We start from the raw sequence: 18299 nt of genomic DNA on the forward strand, positions 1-18299 counted from the left end.
ATCCGCGCAAGCCTTATCCATGCCCCAATGCCAGTCAGTCAAGCGGCATTTTTTTGAGGAGCGCTTCAGATTGTTGGCCTGCTCAAGATCCATGGTCGAACGATCACCTGTGGCCCCAGGGGAGAGGGTTGGGGTGAGTTTCGGATCAGAACTTTGTCGTCCGTCGAGCGGTAACGCCGGATGCCTTTCCTGAGCCCTGCGCCTGATCGTCTGGCGTCAGCCCTTGCGTTTGCGGGGCCGCTCTCAAATAGTTGTAAACCGTGGCCCGGGAGATGTTGAAGTACTCGCCGAAATAGTCGACGAAATTACGGATATCGAACAGACCGTTGGCCCGCGCCTCCACCAGCGCCAGCATGATCTCGGCGCGACCGAAATCACTTCGACGCACACATTTTTCGATGGATATCGCTTCAACGATATCGTTGAGTTTTTCCCGCCAATCAGCGCTGAACAATGCCTCCGGGCGCGCTTGAGGTTTCATGCCCGCGGCGAAACCGCTCAGTAGTTTCTGCACCTGGGATAACACCGTTACATCGAAGTTCAGGCAAAGCAGCGCAACGATCTCGTCGTCTTCGCCGCGAGCGGCGATAGAGATCGAACGCAGTGTCCGGCTATTGGACCCGGTCTTTTCATACGGGCCGATGACATCGAGACCCTTGTCCAATTCCGGCAGATCGTCAATCAGTGACGCATCGCCGACCTTGCGCTGGGAATAGCCATTGGCTATGTGCACGATACGTCCGCTGCGGACATCGTGGACCACCGCTTCCAGATCGGGAAAAAGCAACGCGGCGATGCCGTCTGCCACTGCGCTCATGAAGGCGATATTGACCATGGGGGAATAAAACACTTGAAAATGAAAGGGGCAATTGTACGCAGGCAGGCCATCATTTGACAGGTTGGCCAATACGCCCGGACATGCACCACCATGAGCAACCCGGCGAAGGTCCAGCTTCGGCATCAGTGATGGATCCGGGCCAGGAATGCTCGAGCTCTAAGACTGCCGGGCGCGGTAAAAAAGCGTTCAGGTGGCTGGTCTTCGACAATGCGTCCCGCATCGAGAAACAGCACCCGTTCCGCGACCTGTCGAGCGAAGCCCATTTCGTGAGTCACACAGAGCATGGTCATGCCGGTGTCGGCCAACTTCACCATGACGTCCAGCACTTCGTTGACCATTTCCGGGTCGAGTGCCGAGGTCGGCTCGTCAAACAACATGATTTTCGGCTCCATACACAGCGCTCGGGCAATGGCCACCCGCTGTTGCTGGCCTCCCGAGAGTTGCGACGGGAATTTATGGGCGTGACTCTCGATGCCGACTTTGTTCAGAAAATCCCGAGCCCGCTCCTCGGCCTCCTTGCGGGTCATGTTGCGCACCGATATCGGCGCAAGGGTACAGTTCTGCAGAACCGTCAAATGCGGAAAGAGATTGAAGTGCTGGAACACCATGCCAATCTCGCGCAACGCTTGATGCCTGGCTGGAGACGATTTTCCAAGGTCGGCACCCAAGACCCGGATATCACCCTTCTCGGCGATTTCCAGCTGACTGATACAGCGAATCAACGTCGACTTGCCCGAACCGGAAGGCCCGCACAGCACAATGCGCTCACCTTGACGAACCTTGAGGTCGATCCCGTGAAGTACCTGGACATTGCCATACCATTTGTTCAGTCCGCTGATTTCCACCACCGTCTTTCCTGCAGGCAATGACGAAATGGAAAGACCGTCCGGCGCTGTGATGTACGAAATCATTTTTTGTCCTCTCGATCGGATCGTTGAATCTGTTGAAGCCGGATCACCCGACATGCTTACTCAGTGACCGCTCTACCCGTTTGAGCACACGCCTGAGTACTTCGACGATCAGCAGGTAGAGCACCGCGGCCCACAGGTAGATCTGGAAGTCGAAGCTGCGGGAGAAGGCCAGCTTGGTCACGCCCATCAAGTCATAGATGGTCACCAGCGAGGCAATGGCGCTGGCCTTGATCATCAGGATCAGCTCATTGCCCAGCGGCCCGATGGCCACCAGCAACGACTGCGGCAGGATGACTTTGCGAAAGGCGGTCCAGCGCGACAGGCTGAGGGCTTTCGACGCTTCGCGCTGGCCCGGGGCGACGGCCAGCAGCGCGCCGCGCAGGATCTCGGCCTGGTAGGCCGCGGTGTTCAGGGTGAAGGCCAGCAAGGTGCAGAACCAGGCGTCGCGGAAGAACCACCAGAGGCCGACGTCCTGCCAGAAACCTTTGAACGAGCCCAGGCCGTAATACAGCATGAACAACTGGGCGAGCAGCGGCGAGCCACGGAAAAAGTAGACATAGGCGCCGGTGACGCTGCGCACAAAGCGGTTGCTCGACAAGCGGCCCAGGGCGAGCAGCAGGCCGAGCAGGGCGCCGAGGCTGAAGGAAATCGCCACCAGTTTGCCGGTCACCAGCAGCCCGTCGATGAAGCGCGGGCCGTAGCGTTCGAGCAGTTCGGGGCTGAGGAACAGGTTCAGCAGTTCATCGAAGCTCATGGCCGGGCACTCCGTTGATGGCGGCTGAAGTACTGTTCGAGAAAGTGAAACAAGCGACCGGACAACGCCGAGAAAAACAGGTAGCCGAAGCAGGCCACGGCGTAGAAAAACAGCGGTTCCTTGGTCACGCTGACCGCCAGGTTGGTCTGGCGCATCAGGTCGACCAGGGAAATGGTCGAGACCAGCGAGGTGTCCTTGAGCAGCGACAACCAGTTGTTCGACAAGCCCGGCAGGGCAATGCGCGTCAGTTGTGGCAGGACCACCTTGCGAAAGGTCGTGCCCTTGGACAGGCCCAGCGCCGCAGCCGCTTCGAACTGGCCCTTGGGCACGGTCTTGAAGGCGCCCAGCCAGATTTCGCTGGAGAACGCGGCGAACACCAGGCTGAAGGCGATCATCGCGGCGACGAAGGTGTTGATCGTCACCTCGGTCTGGTAGCCCATGGCGGCGAGGATTTTCTGCGCGGCGATCTGGCAGCCGTAGTAAATGATCAGCAGGGTCAGCAATTCGGGCAGCCCACGGAATACCGTGGAAAACACCGTGGCCGAAGTCCGCAACCAGCGGTGTTTGGAACGGGCTGCCAGGGCCACGCCGAGGCCCAGCGGCAACCCGATCGGCACACAGCTGAGGGCCAGGGCGATGGTCACCAGGGCCCCGGCCAACAGCGCCGAGCCCCAGCCGCCGCTGGCGAAAGATAACAGTGACAGATGTTCGAACATGCCCGAACCCTCTCGCGAAATTAAGCCTGCACGCCGCCACCGCGCTCAGGGCAAGCGCGGGGCCGGGGTGTCAGGGGAACAGGTCCGGGGCCAGTGCCGCGGACCCGAGGGCTCAGTAGATATCGAAGGCGAAGTAGCGGCTGGAGATCTTTTTGTAGGTGCCGTCGGCGACGATGTCATCCAGCGCCTTGTTCAGCCGTTCCCGCAGGGCATTGTCTTCCTGGCGCACGGCGATCGAGGCGTCGGTATTGGTGCCGTTGACGTCGCCGATGATCTTGCAGCAATCCTTGCCAGCGCCTTCGACCCAGGCCAGCAACGGGTATTTGTCGGCAATCACCCCGTCCAGACGGCCAGCGGCCAGATCGCTGGCGGCCTCGTCGTTGGTGGGATAGAGCTTCACATTGGCACCCGCCGCAGCGTAATGCTCTTCGGCGTAGATGGCCTGGGTCGAATATGACTGGGCGCCGACCGTCAGACCTTTGAATCTGGTCTGGGCGTCGGTGATGGCCGAGTCCTTGGCCACTGCGACCGAGAGCGGGGTGCGGTAGTAGCGATTGGTGAAGGCGATCTTCTTCTTGCGCTCATCGGTGACATTCATCGAGGCGACTATTGCATCGTATTTTTTCGCCAGCAGTGCCGGAATGATGCCTTCCCAATCCTGGACGACGATCGAGCATTCGACCTTCATGCGCTCGCACAGGGCATTGGCGATGTCGATATCGAAGCCGTGCAGTTTGTTGTCCGAGTCCACATAGTTGAACGGCGGATAAGCGCCTTCACTGGCGATACGCAATGTTTCTGCCTGTACCGTACTGGCGACAGCAAAGAGCAGCCATGTCGTCGTCATGGCAATAACGCTGATAGTGTTCTTCATTTGAATATCTACCTGATTATTATTGTTTATTCAGTAGTGGGTTCGGTAAAAAACAGTCTCGCCGCTGGTTTCCTTGTTATTCAAGTAACGCGTTAATGGATACTGAGCTGTGTTGCATTCCCTGTTGAGCAGAAAGGATCCGCTAGCGGTGGTTGTACTGCGCCAACGTCGGTCCAGCAGGCGGTATGGCCTGGATCAGCTCGACAGCCAGGGTTGCGATGGCAATGTCCTGGGCTGCAAGGCCGGTCAGATCAGCGACAGTCACGTCATCATCGCTGATTCGTCCCGGGGTATTACCGGCCAGCACCTGTCCCAACGAAACGTCGGCCGTGTCCGCTATCAACCCTGCGCCCAAGGCATGGGCCAGTTCACCGCGGTCGGCACATTGTTGATGGTCATCCGTCATGATGACCCGAGCCAAGGCCAGTATCCGTGGATCAAGTTCCTGTTTACCCAGGCTGTCTGCGCCCAACGCGACGATATGAGTTCCAGGCTTGACCGCTGACACTGGCACTATTGCCCGGGTGGACGGCGTGCAGGTAATGACGACATTGCAGTGCTCGAACACCTCCTCCACCGTCACCACGGCGTGAGCGGCTAAACCTTGATGATCGAGTTTCCTTGCCAGTCGGGTAGCCTTGTCTGGATCCCGTCCCCAGATGAATACCCGATCAGTCCCGAGGATTTGCGAGGCCCAGCGCGCCTGATACTCGGCCTGATGCCCAGTGCCGAGAATACCCAGCGCCGTTACCCTTGAAGGTGCGCCCGCCTTCGCCGCCAGAGCCCCGGCCGCCGCGGTCCGCCAACTGGTCAGCCAGCCCTCGTCATTGAGGATGGCAACGATCTTGCCGGTCTGTGAATCGAAGACCAGCACCAGCCCGTTATTGGTCTCCAGCCCCTTGGACGGATTCTCATAGAAACCCATCGCCAGCTTGACCACAAAGATCTGCCCTCCACGAAAATAGCCGAACCTGATATGACAGTCCCCGGGGGGGTCCTGGAACAGCAATTCGCCGGACTTCGCGGTGATGACGTCATCCTGGGAATGTCGAACCAGGGCGTCGCGCACCACACGCAGCATGTCTTTACGCATCAGTGCGGTGCGCAGGTCGCACAGACCGTAGATTGGCAACATCGTCGGAATCATTCGCCGATGCCCCGCAGGTAATAAAAATACGTTTCCAGCCGCAAGTCCGAACGTGTGGCCATGCTGTCTTCGCCTCCAATGATCAGGTAGAGGTCATGCTGTGCGGGTGCCATTGCCGCACATTGTTTGTGACCTTGGGCAGAGACTACCTAAAAATACACATAACGTCTAATTTTTTCATTTCGTCTATTTTTCTGACAGACGATTCAGTGAAACGGGCAGGAATTATCCCCGCCCCACGCAAGGACGGGTATTTTTGCCGGGTGTCTGGAGGGATCAGGGTTCGCCCGCAACCCAACGAAAGAACAGATGTCGTCAGGTATTGGTTTTCAGCTTGGTCCACAGACGAGTGCTCAGCCGTGCGATGGCCGCGGGGAGGTCCTCTACGGTGAACAGCTTATCCATCACGGTTTTCTGTGGGTAAATCGCCAGGTCCTGCTTCACCGACGGAGTCACGTAGGCATCCGCCGCACTGTTGGGATTGGCGTAATGGACGCTGTTGCTGATGTTGGCAATGACCTGAGGCTCGAGCAGGTAGTTCATGTAGGCGTAGCCATTTTTCTCGTGCGGCGCGCTCTTGGGCATGACCACCATGTCGAGCCAAAGGGTAGAACCCTCATCTGGAATCGAATAGGCGATTTCGATCCCGTTGTTGGCTTCCCTGGCGCTGGCGGCAGCTTGCACAATGTCGCCATTGAAGCCAATCACGGCGCAGATATTGCCATTCGCCAGATCGCTGATGTACTTGGATGCATGGAAGTACTGAACGTAGGGCCTGATCCTGAGCAACGCTTGCTCGGCTTTCTTGTAATCCGCCGGCTCGTGGCTATGGGGCGCCAGCCCCAGGTAATTGAGGGTAATCGGCAGGATCTGCGTCGGGTTATCGATAATCGCCACGCCGCACTCACTCAGCTTCTTGATGTTGTTCTCATCAAAAAACAGACTCCAGGAATGGGTGACATCCGTGTTGCCGAAGATCGCCTTGATTTTCTCGACGTTGTAGCCAATACCCGCGGTACCCCACATGTACGGATAACCGTACTGGTTGCCTGGGTCATTGACCTCCAGCTTTTTCATCAATTGCGGGTCAAGGTTTTTCCAGTTGGGCAGCTGGCTTTTATCAAGCTTCTGAATCGCTCCTGCCTTGATCAATCTGGACAGAAAATGGTTCGAAGGACTGACCACGTCATAACCGGTATTGCCCGTCATCAGTTTTGATTCCAGGACTTCGTTACTGTCATGAATGTCGTAAGTCGCCTTGATCCCGGTTTCCTTGGTGAAACGGGTCAAGGTATCGTCGGCGATGTAGCCGTTCCAGTTGGAAATATTGACGACTTCGTCCGCGTAACTGGCTGCCGAAAACGTGGAGAGCAATACCACCAGGGAAATATTGTTGACGTGCATGTTCAATCACCTTTACTGAGGGGCTTTTATTCTTTTGTGGTATCCGGTTTTCTAGACTTCTGTTCTGGCCCTGACCGCCTCCACGCGCATTCTAAGCATGGCACCGATGTCGAGTAATGGTCGGGGCGGGAGCCAGCCGGGCTGCGCCCTGTCCATGACCGACTGCAATATTGGCGAGCTGGCACCCGACGCCAATTCAGCCAGCAGCCGCCCCCAAAGAGTCCCGCGCGCGACGCCCGAACCATTGCATCCGGCCACGGCAAACAGCCCCTCTTCGACCTTGGCAAAATAAGGTTGCCCGGTGCGTGAGGCACTCAGGTGTCCGGTCCAGGTGTAGTGAATATCCTGCTCGGCAAGCCACGGAAAACGGCGCTGCAAGCCCAGCACGTGGTGTTTTCGACGGTGCAGGAGATCACTGTTGGACAAATCCCGAGAGCGGTATTCCGCCGTATTGCGGATCATCACTCGACGATCCGGGGTCAGTCGCACCGTGGCACCAAGTGGCCGGGTGGACAGCACGCCCCAAGGCTCGACACCGCCGATCGCTCGGAACTCCTCGTCGGTGAGCGGCCGCGTGAGGCTGGCGCTGAGCTCCATCGGGAACGTTGCGCTGTGATCTATTCCCGTGCGGGGGATGAAAGCGTTCAGGCAAACCAGAACCTGCTTTGCCTCAATGCTTCCATCGAGGCCATTCGCGCGAATACGTCCTTTGTCCAAGCGCGCAAGATCGGTGATATCGGTGTTTTCGTAGAGGGTCACATTCTCCGGCAGCGCATCCAGCAGGCCCTTCACGTATTTCGCTGGTTGAAGCAGTGCGTTCCCGTTGCCGCACCAGATCGCGGCCTGGTAATGCCGGGTGCCCAACTTTTGAATCAGCTGTTCACCTTGCAGAAATTGCGCAGAGGCACCGACCGCTCGTAGCGTCGCCAGTTTGGCCTCGACGTGGGTCAGCTTGCCTGGATCTCTGACGGCAAAAAAATAGCCGCAATCCCTGAAGTCGCACTCGATGCCATGACGAGCAATGCGCTTGCGTACTTCCTCGCTGGCGACACGTCCAATTGACGTATCCACTTCAAAACCGGCGAACCCCTGATTGCCTATAAGCTCATCATTACCCGGATGTTCGTGGGCCACCACGAACCCGGAGTTGCGCGCCGAGGCACCCTGCGCCGCTCGCTGCCGATCGACGATCACGATACGTGCCTGAGGATGCATTTCGGCGAGCGTATGAGCAGCACAAAGGCCGGTGATACCGGCACCGATGACCAGCCAATCGGCTTTTTGCGTGCCGCTCAGGCGATCACGAACGGATGAATTTCCAGCTTGCGCAATCCAGCCACATACATTTTCCATGCATCACCTCATTTGACTGTCGTTCGCCGAGCCGCCTCTATCCAAAGCAGAACTACATGCAGTAATCGCATGAGTTGTTTGAGATGACGGTCGCTAGAGCTAGAATCTATAAGGCCTGTGGTAATACCACCAACGTTATAAAATCATCGAGACATTCTGAAAACGCATGGATAAAATTCGCCACGTCCCCTCTCTTCAGGCTTTGCAGGCATTGGTAGAGGTCGCTGATTCGGGCAGCTTCACTCAAGCGGCGCAGAAGCTCTGTCTGACCCAAAGTGCAGTGAGCCGAAAAATCCAGCAGTTGGAGAGTCACTTCGGCGTGCCGATGTTCGTGAGGAGCAGCCGTAGTATTCAACTGACCCCAGAAGGCGAACAGGTGCTTGGCAGCGCCCGGAGTATCCTGGAGCAATTGAAGGCCCTCGAGGAGCGGCTTTCTCCGAACAAACGCCCCTTTCGCATACGCATGCATGTGTCCCTGGCGGTTCGCTGGTTGCTGCCGAAGCTGAGCGACTTCTACCGGCGTCACCCGGAAATTTCCCTGTCGATCGAGACCGTCGCGACCGAGATCGTCGATCCGGCCAGCGACAGCGACGCCTACATCCTCTATCTGCCCGAGCCGTCCAGCGACTCAGCCTGCCTGACGCTATTCGAGGAAGCGCTGGTTCCGGTGTGCGCCCCTGGCCTGGCCAGCCCGACCCAGCCACTGGCGTCGGTGGAGGATCTTGTACGCTTCCCCCTGCTCCATCGTTCGGCGGACCAGCAAGCCTGGATCGATTGGCTGGCAGCCAATGGCGGCAAGTCGCTGGAGGACTACCGGCACATTCCCTTCAACCTCGACGAGTTGGCGCTCGATGCCGCGGCGCGAGGTCTGGGGGTGGCCGTGACCGACCTGACCCTGGCAGAGGAATCCATCGAACGCGGGGTGCTCGTCGTCCCCTTCGGCAGCCCGCTGAAGACCAGAGGGATTTACTCGCTGTGCCTGCAACCCTCAGCCGCCTCTCATCCGGCGTGCTCGCTGATCAGGCAATGGTTCGCCCAGCAGGCGGAACAGGACGAAAGCGGACATTCGAGGATGTGGCAAGATTGATTCAACCTGCAAGCCTGCCTGACCTGTCGAGCGCTCAGCGGTTCTGGTTCAGCGTAAACGCGGATAAAATTGGCTGATGGTTTCAGGAAAAAAAGGTATAGCCATGTACGATACCTCTCTGCAAGACATCGCCGCACCGCAAGGCGTCTGTTATGGCTGCGGCAGCAGTAACCCACACGGGCTACACATCAAGAGCTACTGGCATGAGGATGGCGTGCATGTCATGGCCGAGCATCTACCGGATGCCAGGTATTGCGGCTGGCCGGGGCTGGTCTACGGAGGGCTGATCGCGATGCTGGTTGATTGCCATTCGAACTGGACGGCCATGGCGTACCACTACCGTGCGGGAAATCGCGAAGTGGGCAGCCTTCCCCGGATCAACTGCGTCACGGGCAACCTTGGCGTCAAGTTCATCAAGCCGACACCGATGGGCGTCCCTCTGACCTTGCGGGCAAAGGTAGAGGGTGATGTGGGGCGCAAGAGCCGGGTTATTTGCGAGGTGTATGCCGGCGACGTGCTCACCGCTATCGGTGACTCCACTTTCGTTCGCGTCGATACCGAGCAACTGGCAGCCGCCGCTCATGGCCGTGAGAATTGATGCTTCCAGGCTGACGACGAGTTCGCCACGATTCACGGTTCATCGAGTGTTGTGGCGTACTCCCAGGGCAAGCGTTGGTGATGAAAATGACCGCAATGGGTCGAATGCCGCGCTTGGCGACAGATAGCAATTGGGCCAAAAACAGTCAATATCGCTCCGTTTCGTCTACCCTCACACAGCGTCATGCAGCAATCAGCTTGTGCCAGGCGCATCGACATTCTTCCGTTAATGGCCCGGAGAACTTCCATGCTCAAGCGCACCCTGGCATTGGCTGTCGGCTTGACCCTGTCTTTTTGCACCCTGCTGGCGCAGGCCGCCGACACCCTGAAAGTCAGCGCGATTCCCGATGAAGCCCCTACCGAATTGCTCCGCAAATTCAAGCCGCTTGGCGCCTATCTGGAACAACGATTAGGCATGAAAGTCGAGTTCGTGCCCGTGAGTGACTATCCGGCCGTGGTCGAGGCGCTGGCCACCGACCGGATCGACCTAGCCTGGCTGGGCGGCTTCACGTTCGTGCAGGCACGCCTGAAAACCGGCAATGCCATCCCGCTGGTACAGCGCGAACAGGACGCCCAATTCACCAGCAAATTCATCACCGCCGACCCAGCCGTCAAGTCCCTCGCCGATCTCAAGGGCAAGACCTTTGCATTCGGCTCGGTCTCCTCCACTTCAGGCAGCCTCATGCCGCGCTACTTCATGCTCCAGGACGGTATCAAGCCGGAAACCTGGTTCAGTCGCGTAGGCTACTCCGGCGCCCATGACGCCACTGTCGCCTGGGTCCAGGCCGGCAAAGTGGACGCCGGGGTACTTAACGCCAGCGTGTGGGAAAAACTGGTCGCCGCCGGCAAGGTCGACACCACCAAGGTCAGGGTGTTTGCGACCACCCCGACCTACTACGACTACAACTGGACGGTGCGCGGGACCCTCGACCCAGCGCTGGCGGCCAGGATAAAGGCAGCCTTCCTTGCTCTCGATCCGGCGAACCCCAAGGACAAGGAGATTCTGGATCTGCAGGCCGCCAGCCGATTCATCGAAACCAGGCCTGAGAACTATAAGGGCATCGAGGAAGCCGCACGCGCCGCCGAACTGCTCAAATGACGTTGCATCTGAACCAGGTCAGCCTTACCCACGCCAACGGCGTCCAGGCGCTGCGTGGCGTGGACCTGCACATCGGTGCAAGCGAACAGGTCGCCATCATCGGCCCGTCCGGCGCGGGGAAGTCGAGCCTGCTCAACCTGCTGGCCACCGCCCTGCGACCGGACAACGGTGAGCTGCAGGTGCTCGGTGAGCGAGCCTGGCAGCTTTCTGCCCGTCAGCGTCAGCGTCTGCGCGCGCGCATCGGTCTGATCCATCAGTCGCCTCCCCTGCCACCGCGCCAGCGCGTGGTCACTGCGGTTCTGGCCGGAAAGCTGGGTCAGTGGGGTCTGGGCAAGAGCCTGCTGAACCTGTTGCATCCACTGGATATTCCGGGCGCACGCGCGGCATTGGCCAGGCTGGACTTGAGTGACAAGTTGTTCGCGCAATGCCAGCAACTGTCCGGTGGACAGCTACAGCGCGTGGGTATTGCCCGCGTGTTGTATCAAGCGCCCGAGGTGTTGCTGGCCGATGAGCCAGTATCGGCCATGGACCCGGTGTTGGCCCAGCACACGCTGTCGGTCCTCTGTCGCCATGCCCGGCAGCACAACGTCACCCTGGTCGCCAGCCTGCATGCGGTGGAGCTGGCCCTGGCGCACTTTTCGCGGATCATCGGCTTGCGTGATGGACAGATCCTGTTCGACCTTGCGGCCAGCGAAGTCGACCGCGAGCTGCTCGACAAGCTCTACGCCAACGAACAACTGCAATCCCCACCGATTGCTCCGCCGCCCTTGAGTGTGCAGATTCCCCGATGCTGACCCGTGATACCCGAGATCCAGCCACCCGGCCCCGCCTGCTGCTGACCTTGCTGGCCCTTGCCCTGCTGTGGCCGGGCATCCGCTTCAGCGAGTTGGACCTCAGTGTGCTGGTGGCGAGTGACAGCCAGAGCGAGATGGGCCGTTTTGTATCGGCCTTCTGGCCACCGGCCCATGGCGAGGAGTTCATTGAGCTGTTGTTGCAAGCCACCCTGCAGACCCTGGCCATCGCCACGGCCGGAATGGCCCTGGCGTTGCTGTTGGCAGTCCCCGCCAGCCTGCTGGCCAGTCGTGCTCTGTCGCTGTCCGCTGCCTCCCGTGCCGGCCACCCGAGCTATTGGGGCCAACTGCTGCGTTGGCCGGTACGCGGTTTACTGATCTTCCTGCGCAGCGTGCCGGAAATCGTCTGGGCCCTGCTGTTCGTGCGCGCCGTCGGCCTCGGCCCGACTGCCGGGGTACTGGCCATTGCCATTACCTACAGCGGCATGTTGGGCAAGGTCTACGCGGAAATTTTCGAGTCGGTCGACCAGCACCCGGCCCACGCGCTGCTGCAGGCCGGCAGCGATCGACTCCCGGCCTTTTGCTACGGGATCCTGCCCAATGTCGCTGCGGAGCTGCTGTCATACACGGTGTATCGCTGGGAATGCGCCATCCGCGCCTCGGTGGTGATGGGCTTCGTCGGTGCCGGCGGTCTGGGCCAGCAAATGGATCTGTCGTTACGCATGTTCGCCGGCGGTGAAGTGGCCAGTTTGCTGCTGACGTTCCTCGTCCTGGTGCTGCTCGCCGATCAACTCAGCCGCCTGCTGCGCTGGAGGCTGGCATGAATCGCCTGTTCAACCTGGGACTGCTCCTGTGCATCGGCGCAGCGGTCGTCGCCTCGTTCATCTATCTGGGCATCGACCTCGGCGAACTCGGCGGCACCAGCAACCTGAATCATATGGGCGCCTATGCGCAGCGTTTTCTCAGCCCGGACCTGAGCTCCGGCCATCTGCAAGCCATCGGCCACGGCGCCCTGGAAACCATTGCCATGTCCGCCCTTGGCACCCTGCTCGCGGCGGTACTCGGTCTGCTATTGGCATTGCCCGCGGCCGGGCGCTTCGGCTGGCCACTGCAGAGCGCGTCGCGTCTGGTGCTCAATGCCTTGCGCGCGGTTCCGGAACTGGTATGGGCCGCGCTGATGGTCCTTGCCGCCGGGCTCGGCCCCAATGCCGGCACCCTGGCATTAGCCCTGCACACCACCGGCGTACTCGGCCGGCTGTTCGCCGAAGCGCTGGAAAACACCCCACCAGAACCCGCCGACGCAATCCGCCTGCAGGGCGGCAATGCCGTATGGGCTTTCTGTTACGGCACACTGCCCAACCTGTTGCCACAGCTGCTGGCCTACATCCTGTACCGCTGGGAAAACAATATCCGCATGGCCAGTGTGCTCGGCTTCGTCGGCGCCGGTGGTTTGGGGCAGATGCTCTATGTCAGCCTCAGCCTGTTCCAGGAAGCTCAAGCCAGCACGGTTATTCTGGCCATGCTGTTACTGGTATTCGTCGTCGATACATTGAGCAGCTGGAGCCGTCAACGCTGGGTCAAAGCCTGACTGTTTTCGTAGAACGGATGTATCTGCAAGACTGCAGCATCAGGCGTCACTGTTGCCCGGTGTCGTGAACTGAGCAAGCGATGATGCAATCCGTGCAATGGCACTCCGATCACCTTGGTTAAGGCGGCGGTAGTTGTCTATGACTTTGGTTTCTTCATCGGGCAGATCTTCTTTGAACCGGGACTTCTTCCCCGTCAAAAGGTAGAGAACGTCAACTCCCCTGATTGCGATGGCCGTCAAGTAGTCGGCCTTGGGATAGCGGGATCCCTTCTCGTACTTGCTTTGGGCGTTTGCCAAAACACCTCCCAGAGCGCCGAACTCGTGCTGGGAGAGGCCTAGAGCGGTGCGTTCCTCTTTCAATCGGCCACCGAACGTTTTCATTGAATAGTCCTGCTCCATGATCCCCGCCAAAATCATAGCTTAGAGAACATGGCTGCGCCGGCCGAGACACACAGAGGCTTAAGCTCACCTTCCGCGTGCTGATTGACGCCATGATTGAAGAGCTCGATGAGGGTCGGCTTTATCAGAAGGGGTTTGCGGAGGTTTACATTGCCGCGCGGGCAGATTTCAAGGGCCGCAGCCTGATCGACGGGAGAACGTTGAAGGAAGAGGCTACGCAAGCCTGTCTAAAACGCTGATTCAGCCATTGTCATAGCCCAGTTGACGTAATGCCTATACGGCCGAAATGGCAGTGTCCGCTTTGCGTCGCTGGCGGCCGATCACGCGAATTTGATGACACTGCCCTGGATGTCGTCGCGCGCCAATCGCAAGTCATTAGCGTCCTGATTGAGCCGGTGAATCAGGTTGAGCAACCGTTGGCGCAATACCTGGTCTTCGAGCAGCTCAGCTGCGCGCATAACATCCAGCGCCGCGGCCTCGTTGTTGGTGGCGACGCAGTCGAGCAGTTTGCGCATGCTTCTTGATGACCGATTCATCCCTGGCACCCTTGGTTTCCGTTGACGCGAATCATACGGCCCGAATGTTTCGCCAGTGTTTCAGTTGCAAGCGTCGGCTTTGCGCCAGACCAAAGGTATTCAGACCGGCCGGGATTCAGTCATTGCAATGCCTTTTCGCCCCAGTTGTTTGACGCCGTACATGGCCAGATCTGCCGCCTTGAGCAACGTATCGAGACTCTGGCCATGGAGTGGACACAGCGAGACTCCGATACTGCACGAGACCGATAACTCTCCCACAGTGGTAGCGATTGGCTGCCCGATCGCCTCCAGCAACATCCCGGCTTTGATTTCAGCACTGCAAGGATCGGCAAGGTCCTTCAACAGCACAACAAACTCATCGCCACCGTAGCGCGCAATGGTGTCTCTCGTTCGCGTGGTTTGCACCATGCGCGCTGCCAAGGCGCTCAGCACCTGGTCGCCGACCTCATGACCGTACTTGTCGTTGATCGACTTGAAATGATCCAGATCGATCAACAGCACGGCGAACGGAACGCCGTTTATTTGCCAGTCAGAAAATGCCTGATCGAATCGATCGGTAAAAAGACAGCGATTGGGCAGTTGGGTGAGCACATCATGGGAAGCCAGATAAGCTGAGCGCTCGTGCTCGATCTCCGCCATTTCTATCGCCTTGAAATGTCGAATCAGCACCATCGGCATGAGCACCAGAGCCCCTCCCAGCAGAGCAAGAATCATCAGGGTTTCAGCGGTCAGAACATCGCGCAGACGCAACTGACGCTCAAACAACAAGGTCATGGGTTGCGAAGCACTCGCGATCTCGACCCGGTCGTTCAGCAGTGGCAAAAAGAGACGATCCAGAAAGCCGGCATGCTCGGACCCCGTGGAAAACACATGGCTTTCAGATCCGGCGACGCTTTTCAGGACGGCACTTATGCGCACCTGGGAATCGACATTCGCATGATCCACCGCCTCCAGCAACGAGCCCGCCTTGATCAACAGCAAAGCGACCATGGCGCTTCCAAAAAAAATCGGTCGGGAATGCTCTCGCGCCTGTTCTGGCCGACTGACCGACTGCATCAGAATGTAGGCGCTGCCACCTTCATACATCGAGAACACCGGAGAGACGACGGGCTTGGGATTGTTGTGGGTGCGCGCCAGCGCGTAGGAGAGATAAGCGACGGTTTCCAATCTGACACCGTAGATCGCACGGGCTTGCGGGAGCTCCGGGTACATGAACAACACAGGCCAGGTCTCGCTGAGAAAGACCTGGGGCTGGGGAGGTTGCTGAGCAAGGCTTGGGAAATCCTTGAGTTCGAAGTCCGGTCGCCACGTGCGTCGCAACAGCGCTTCGAAGGCCACCTGTTCGGCAATGGGGACTGCCCGCGAGGCTTCGAGCATATAAATATGAGGGTAAGCGCTCAAAACGGCTGCCGCGTAGCGGGCCGCCGCCTGCGTGTCACTTTGATCAACGGCCTGGAGAAACGCCGAGAAGCCTGCCAGCACCGCCTCATTGGTGTCCAGCTGATTGCGCACGATGCCGGAAATGTTCTGCACGTATTCCGCGAAGCGCGTTTCCCGACGGTGGGTTTCCGACTTCAAGAGCAACCAGGCCGAGAAACCCGTCAGGCCCACAGCCAGGATAATGAAACCCGCGAGAGAACGGCGGCGCTTAGTCAACATCATTCTGGTTTTCCTAACGCGCATAGGGTCCATATTGCCCCTGGCCAGTCACTATCAAGTCAACTGGAGCTTAGTCCCGGACAGCCAGGCTGTTGGTGATCGCTTGAAAATGGATGACCGAAAAAGGCAGAAAACTTTTGCTTCTGGCCGAAACCCCATACGAAAGCTAGCAAAATGCCATGTCAGCGTCCATCGCACACTTCCGCACGTTTCGAATTCTCAGCTGGCACGGGAGCCACAAGGGCTCCCGTGTCTGGCCGGGAGATGGGTCATCCCCATGGTCAGCGCCCTTCAAGCTTGCCCACTACCTCGTCGGTGGTCACCAGATCGTTGGCGATGTAGCGGAAGTTGACCAGTGCACTTGCGTATCCGTCGCCGTCAGGAAGCTTCGGGCCGGCGACGGCGTCACGCACGACGACCACCTCGAAACCGCGCTCCAGGAACTCGCGAAGGTGCGACTCGACGCATAGGTTGGAGGCCATGCCGGCAAGGACGATCTTGTTGATCCGCTGCTTATGCAGCTGCAGCATCAAGTCGTTGCTTTGCGGACCATACAACTTGTGTGGCGATGCGACGATGGTCTTGCCGTCTTCGATGAAGGGTTTGAACTCCTGCATGAAATCGGCGCCCGAGTTACGGAATCCATCCAGCGTCAAGGCGCCCTTGCGATCGAAGAGGCCAAGCTTGTGCTGAACAGTCTCCGCCGGCGCCTCGTACTCCCATTTATGATCGTGTGGATAGTAGTAGTGCGGCGAGATGGCTACGGTTCTTGCGGACTGCTTGAACGCCGCGAAAAGCCGGCGCAGGTTCGGGACCAGATTTTGCTCGGTAACGCTCTGACCGAAGACCGACCAACCTGCACCCTCCGGGCTCATGAAGTCGATCTGCGGGTCGATCACGACCAGAGCGGTTCGACTCAGGTCCCATTGAAAGCTGGAGGCCGGGAGCGCGGGTTTGACCGGATCGGCGTAGGGGTTCTCGGCGGCGAAGCCGATGCCAGGCGCCATCAGGAAGGCCCCCAGCAAGGTGGCGCAGAAGATCATTCTCTTGGGATGGGTTCTGTTGAAAGTCATTTGCGTATCCTCAAAGTGGAAGTGACGCGTCTACGGTACGGCGAGAAGAAGCTACGAAAAGGACGTTTATCCCTGGATTTCAGCCGACTGACGCAGCCGCCTCGAGTGAGGCGGGTGCTTTCGTCCGGCAAGGGCCGAGCCCCGTTGTTGCACCCGTTGACGTTCCAGACAGGGGCGGCGTCTAATGACTCTTCAGCCAGACTTTTGGCGATCAGGCCATGCCGCGTCATGTTTGTTTCCTGGTCTACTCGGGCTTCGTATTGCTGGATCTGAGTGGCCCGCTCGAAGCCTTCTCCAACGCAAATCGTGCTCGCCCTTCGGGCTATCGATTCACGTTCGCTTCGCTTGAGGGCGGATTGATCTGCGCCTCGGGCGGACTGCAGGTCACGACCCAAGCATTGCAAGTTGTCGACCGCCTCGACACGCTCATCATCGTCGGCGCGCCAGCCGTTCCGGTCGGCGACTGGACAGTGCCGATGGCGGCTGCGATCCGGCAGATGTCCTTGCGCTCGCGCCGCACTGCCAGCGTCTGTACCGGCGCTTTCGTGTTAGCCGAGAGCGGCCTGCTCGACGGTCGTGTCGCGACCACGCATTGGAACTACGCGCCGCAATTGCAAGCTCGCTATCCGTCGCTGCGCGTGGACGGAGATCGAATCTGGACCGAGGATGGGGATGTCTGGACGTCCGCAGGCATGTCGGCCGGCATCGACATGGCCCTGGCCATGATCGAACAGGACCTGGGCAAGGAGGTAGCGCGCTCCGTCGCACGCATGCTGGTTGTCTACTATCGGCGGCCAGGTGGTCAGAATCAGTTCTCTTCGCTGCTGGATTTCGACCCTGGCTCAGATCGCATCCGCACGGTGCTGAGCTATGCGCGCGATCATCTGCGTGATGATCTGTCAGTTGAACGCTTGGCAGAAGTCGCGCATATGAGCGTACGCCAGTTTGGCCGCGTGTTCGCGGCATCCATGGGGGTGACGCCGGCGAAAGCTATCGAGCGCCTTCGCATCGAGGCAGCAAGGCCGCTGGTTGAGGACGGGCATCAAACTTTCGAGGGGATCGCCAGGGGCTTCGGATTCGGCGATGCCGATCACATGCTGCGCTGCTTCGTGCGAGTCATTGGGCGGACGCCACAAGATCTGCGCCGCAGCGCTCGCCAGGCCCAAGAAGATGGCCGGACTGGGAGAAAGGCAGACAAATAGTCCGCGATTGCGAAGGCTCGGGGGCTTGATGGTGCGGAGGCTAGCCCACAATTTGATGCGCAAGAGGAAGCACCGATACCGCCAAGAGCCGCTGATGGCCTGCCGGTCGTCTCTTCGGCGTACGTTGGCCCAGCTGGATACAAACGATGGTCACTGAAAATGAAACGGGTGGTCACATGTAACGCAATTACGCACCAGCTACTGGAGCTGTTTGCTCTGGACAATGACAACAGATGACGGCGCTTTTCCTCGATGTGAAGCGTCGTCCATT

Annotated in this window: 20 protein-coding genes; 8 read left to right on the forward strand and 12 right to left on the reverse strand. The window is 59.0% G+C overall.

Annotation, left to right across the window (positions count from 1 at the left end; all coding sequences use genetic code 11):
* Positions 1 to 145 precede the first annotated feature (145 nt).
* The 8 genes from AC3IUA_RS18070 to AC3IUA_RS18105 all read right to left on the reverse strand — a co-directional run bounded on the left by AC3IUA_RS18070 (position 146) and on the right by AC3IUA_RS18105 (position 7997).
* On the reverse strand, positions 146 to 961 hold the full coding sequence (locus AC3IUA_RS18070) for a helix-turn-helix transcriptional regulator (RefSeq protein WP_489355942.1): 816 nt from the start codon (positions 959 to 961) through the stop codon (positions 146 to 148).
* On the reverse strand, positions 961 to 1737 hold the full coding sequence (locus AC3IUA_RS18075; protein WP_489362389.1) for an amino acid ABC transporter ATP-binding protein: 777 nt from the start codon (positions 1735 to 1737) through the stop codon (positions 961 to 963). Before AC3IUA_RS18075 ends, AC3IUA_RS18070 begins: the two co-directional genes overlap by 1 nt.
* Positions 1738 to 1792: 55 nt before the next feature.
* A complete protein-coding gene (locus AC3IUA_RS18080) occupies positions 1793 to 2503 on the reverse strand; it encodes an ABC transporter permease (protein WP_489355944.1) in 711 nt (236 codons plus the stop codon).
* A complete protein-coding gene (locus tag AC3IUA_RS18085) occupies positions 2500 to 3219 on the reverse strand; it encodes an ABC transporter permease (RefSeq protein WP_489355946.1) in 720 nt (239 codons plus the stop codon). The genes AC3IUA_RS18080 and AC3IUA_RS18085 overlap by 4 nt, the downstream gene beginning before the upstream one ends.
* Before the next feature lie 112 nt (positions 3220 to 3331).
* Complete coding sequence (locus AC3IUA_RS18090) at positions 3332 to 4093, reverse strand: transporter substrate-binding domain-containing protein (protein ID WP_489355947.1); 762 nt, start codon at positions 4091 to 4093, stop codon at positions 3332 to 3334.
* 142 nt (positions 4094 to 4235) lie between these two features.
* Positions 4236 to 5228: a Rossmann-fold NAD(P)-binding domain-containing protein gene (locus tag AC3IUA_RS18095; protein WP_489355949.1), complete on the reverse strand. Its 993-nt coding sequence runs from the start codon at positions 5226 to 5228 to the stop codon at positions 4236 to 4238.
* Between the two features lie 327 nt (positions 5229 to 5555).
* Positions 5556 to 6644 carry a polyamine ABC transporter substrate-binding protein gene (locus AC3IUA_RS18100; protein WP_489355951.1) on the reverse strand — a complete coding sequence of 363 codons (1089 nt, stop codon included), beginning with the start codon at positions 6642 to 6644 and terminating at the stop codon, positions 5556 to 5558.
* A 51-nt stretch (positions 6645 to 6695) separates the two neighbouring features.
* Positions 6696 to 7997, reverse strand: a complete 1302-nt coding sequence (locus AC3IUA_RS18105) for an NAD(P)/FAD-dependent oxidoreductase (RefSeq protein WP_489355953.1) — start codon at positions 7995 to 7997, stop codon at positions 6696 to 6698.
* Between the two features lie 166 nt (positions 7998 to 8163).
* Here AC3IUA_RS18105 and AC3IUA_RS18110 point away from each other — a divergent pair, with 166 nt between their 5' ends.
* The 6 genes from AC3IUA_RS18110 (at position 8164) to phnE (AC3IUA_RS18135) (ending at position 13159) form a co-directional block, all read left to right on the forward strand.
* Positions 8164 to 9084 carry a LysR substrate-binding domain-containing protein gene (locus AC3IUA_RS18110; RefSeq protein WP_489355955.1) on the forward strand — a complete coding sequence of 307 codons (921 nt, stop codon included), beginning with the start codon at positions 8164 to 8166 and terminating at the stop codon, positions 9082 to 9084.
* Between the two features lie 103 nt (positions 9085 to 9187).
* Positions 9188 to 9682 carry a PaaI family thioesterase gene (locus tag AC3IUA_RS18115; protein WP_489355957.1) on the forward strand — a complete coding sequence of 165 codons (495 nt, stop codon included), beginning with the start codon at positions 9188 to 9190 and terminating at the stop codon, positions 9680 to 9682.
* Between the two features lie 246 nt (positions 9683 to 9928).
* Complete coding sequence (locus AC3IUA_RS18120; protein WP_489355959.1) at positions 9929 to 10780, forward strand: putative selenate ABC transporter substrate-binding protein; 852 nt, start codon at positions 9929 to 9931, stop codon at positions 10778 to 10780.
* A complete protein-coding gene (locus tag AC3IUA_RS18125; RefSeq protein WP_489355961.1) occupies positions 10777 to 11574 on the forward strand; it encodes a phosphonate ABC transporter ATP-binding protein in 798 nt (265 codons plus the stop codon). Before AC3IUA_RS18120 ends, AC3IUA_RS18125 begins: the two co-directional genes overlap by 4 nt.
* Positions 11568 to 12395: a phosphonate ABC transporter, permease protein PhnE gene (gene phnE, locus AC3IUA_RS18130; RefSeq protein WP_489355963.1), complete on the forward strand. Its 828-nt coding sequence runs from the start codon at positions 11568 to 11570 to the stop codon at positions 12393 to 12395. The genes AC3IUA_RS18125 and phnE (AC3IUA_RS18130) overlap by 7 nt, the downstream gene beginning before the upstream one ends.
* Positions 12392 to 13159: a phosphonate ABC transporter, permease protein PhnE gene (gene phnE / locus AC3IUA_RS18135; RefSeq protein ID WP_489355964.1), complete on the forward strand. Its 768-nt coding sequence runs from the start codon at positions 12392 to 12394 to the stop codon at positions 13157 to 13159. The genes phnE (AC3IUA_RS18130) and phnE (AC3IUA_RS18135) overlap by 4 nt, the downstream gene beginning before the upstream one ends.
* A 39-nt stretch (positions 13160 to 13198) precedes the next feature.
* Here the strand turns inward: phnE (AC3IUA_RS18135) and AC3IUA_RS18140 are convergent, their stop codons facing one another.
* Positions 13199 to 13540 (reverse strand): helix-turn-helix domain-containing protein, encoded by a 342-nt coding sequence (locus AC3IUA_RS18140; protein ID WP_489355965.1) that lies wholly within the window; start codon positions 13538 to 13540, stop codon positions 13199 to 13201.
* Between the two features lie 110 nt (positions 13541 to 13650).
* Here AC3IUA_RS18140 and AC3IUA_RS18145 point away from each other — a divergent pair, with 110 nt between their 5' ends.
* Positions 13651 to 13797, forward strand: coding sequence for a hypothetical protein (locus tag AC3IUA_RS18145; protein ID WP_489355967.1), 147 nt, complete (start codon positions 13651 to 13653; stop codon positions 13795 to 13797).
* Between the two features lie 81 nt (positions 13798 to 13878).
* Here AC3IUA_RS18145 and AC3IUA_RS18150 read toward each other — a convergent pair whose 3' ends face one another.
* From AC3IUA_RS18150 to AC3IUA_RS18160, 3 genes are all read right to left on the reverse strand, one after another.
* Positions 13879 to 14094: a hypothetical protein gene (locus tag AC3IUA_RS18150; protein WP_489355968.1), complete on the reverse strand. Its 216-nt coding sequence runs from the start codon at positions 14092 to 14094 to the stop codon at positions 13879 to 13881.
* Between the two features lie 99 nt (positions 14095 to 14193).
* On the reverse strand, positions 14194 to 15753 hold the full coding sequence (locus AC3IUA_RS18155; protein WP_489362391.1) for a diguanylate cyclase domain-containing protein: 1560 nt from the start codon (positions 15751 to 15753) through the stop codon (positions 14194 to 14196).
* 281 nt (positions 15754 to 16034) lie between these two features.
* On the reverse strand, positions 16035 to 16826 hold the full coding sequence (locus AC3IUA_RS18160; protein WP_489355970.1) for a cysteine hydrolase family protein: 792 nt from the start codon (positions 16824 to 16826) through the stop codon (positions 16035 to 16037).
* Between the two features lie 218 nt (positions 16827 to 17044).
* Between AC3IUA_RS18160 and AC3IUA_RS18165 the strand changes: the two genes are divergently transcribed.
* Positions 17045 to 18028 carry a GlxA family transcriptional regulator gene (locus AC3IUA_RS18165; protein WP_489355971.1) on the forward strand — a complete coding sequence of 328 codons (984 nt, stop codon included), beginning with the start codon at positions 17045 to 17047 and terminating at the stop codon, positions 18026 to 18028.
* Positions 18029 to 18299: the final 271 nt, after the last annotated feature.

The organism is Pseudomonas sp. KH_050, from assembly GCF_057838875.1.

Excerpts from the sequence above, each read along its gene's own strand:
- AC3IUA_RS18095 (WP_489355949.1), bottom strand. The coding sequence starts at position 5,228 with ATGTTGCCAATCTACGGTCTGTGCGACCTGCGCACCGCACTGATGCGT.
- AC3IUA_RS18145 (WP_489355967.1), top strand. The coding sequence starts at position 13,651 with ATGATTGAAGAGCTCGATGAGGGTCGGCTTTATCAGAAGGGGTTTGCG.
- phnE (WP_489355964.1), top strand. The coding sequence starts at position 12,392 with ATGAATCGCCTGTTCAACCTGGGACTGCTCCTGTGCATCGGCGCAGCG.
- AC3IUA_RS18120 (WP_489355959.1), top strand. The coding sequence starts at position 9,929 with ATGCTCAAGCGCACCCTGGCATTGGCTGTCGGCTTGACCCTGTCTTTT.
- AC3IUA_RS18105 (WP_489355953.1), bottom strand. The coding sequence starts at position 7,997 with ATGGAAAATGTATGTGGCTGGATTGCGCAAGCTGGAAATTCATCCGTT.
- AC3IUA_RS18150 (WP_489355968.1), bottom strand. The coding sequence starts at position 14,094 with ATGAATCGGTCATCAAGAAGCATGCGCAAACTGCTCGACTGCGTCGCC.
- AC3IUA_RS18080 (WP_489355944.1), bottom strand. The coding sequence starts at position 2,503 with ATGAGCTTCGATGAACTGCTGAACCTGTTCCTCAGCCCCGAACTGCTC.
- AC3IUA_RS18070 (WP_489355942.1), bottom strand. The coding sequence starts at position 961 with ATGCCGAAGCTGGACCTTCGCCGGGTTGCTCATGGTGGTGCATGTCCG.
- AC3IUA_RS18085 (WP_489355946.1), bottom strand. The coding sequence starts at position 3,219 with ATGTTCGAACATCTGTCACTGTTATCTTTCGCCAGCGGCGGCTGGGGC.
- AC3IUA_RS18155 (WP_489362391.1), bottom strand. The coding sequence starts at position 15,753 with ATGTTGACTAAGCGCCGCCGTTCTCTCGCGGGTTTCATTATCCTGGCT.
- AC3IUA_RS18125 (WP_489355961.1), top strand. The coding sequence starts at position 10,777 with ATGACGTTGCATCTGAACCAGGTCAGCCTTACCCACGCCAACGGCGTC.
- AC3IUA_RS18165 (WP_489355971.1), top strand. The coding sequence starts at position 17,045 with ATGCCGCGTCATGTTTGTTTCCTGGTCTACTCGGGCTTCGTATTGCTG.
- AC3IUA_RS18115 (WP_489355957.1), top strand. The coding sequence starts at position 9,188 with ATGTACGATACCTCTCTGCAAGACATCGCCGCACCGCAAGGCGTCTGT.
- AC3IUA_RS18160 (WP_489355970.1), bottom strand. The coding sequence starts at position 16,826 with ATGACTTTCAACAGAACCCATCCCAAGAGAATGATCTTCTGCGCCACC.
- AC3IUA_RS18090 (WP_489355947.1), bottom strand. The coding sequence starts at position 4,093 with ATGAAGAACACTATCAGCGTTATTGCCATGACGACGACATGGCTGCTC.
- AC3IUA_RS18100 (WP_489355951.1), bottom strand. The coding sequence starts at position 6,644 with ATGCACGTCAACAATATTTCCCTGGTGGTATTGCTCTCCACGTTTTCG.
- phnE (WP_489355963.1), top strand. The coding sequence starts at position 11,568 with ATGCTGACCCGTGATACCCGAGATCCAGCCACCCGGCCCCGCCTGCTG.
- AC3IUA_RS18110 (WP_489355955.1), top strand. The coding sequence starts at position 8,164 with ATGGATAAAATTCGCCACGTCCCCTCTCTTCAGGCTTTGCAGGCATTG.
- AC3IUA_RS18140 (WP_489355965.1), bottom strand. The coding sequence starts at position 13,540 with ATGAAAACGTTCGGTGGCCGATTGAAAGAGGAACGCACCGCTCTAGGC.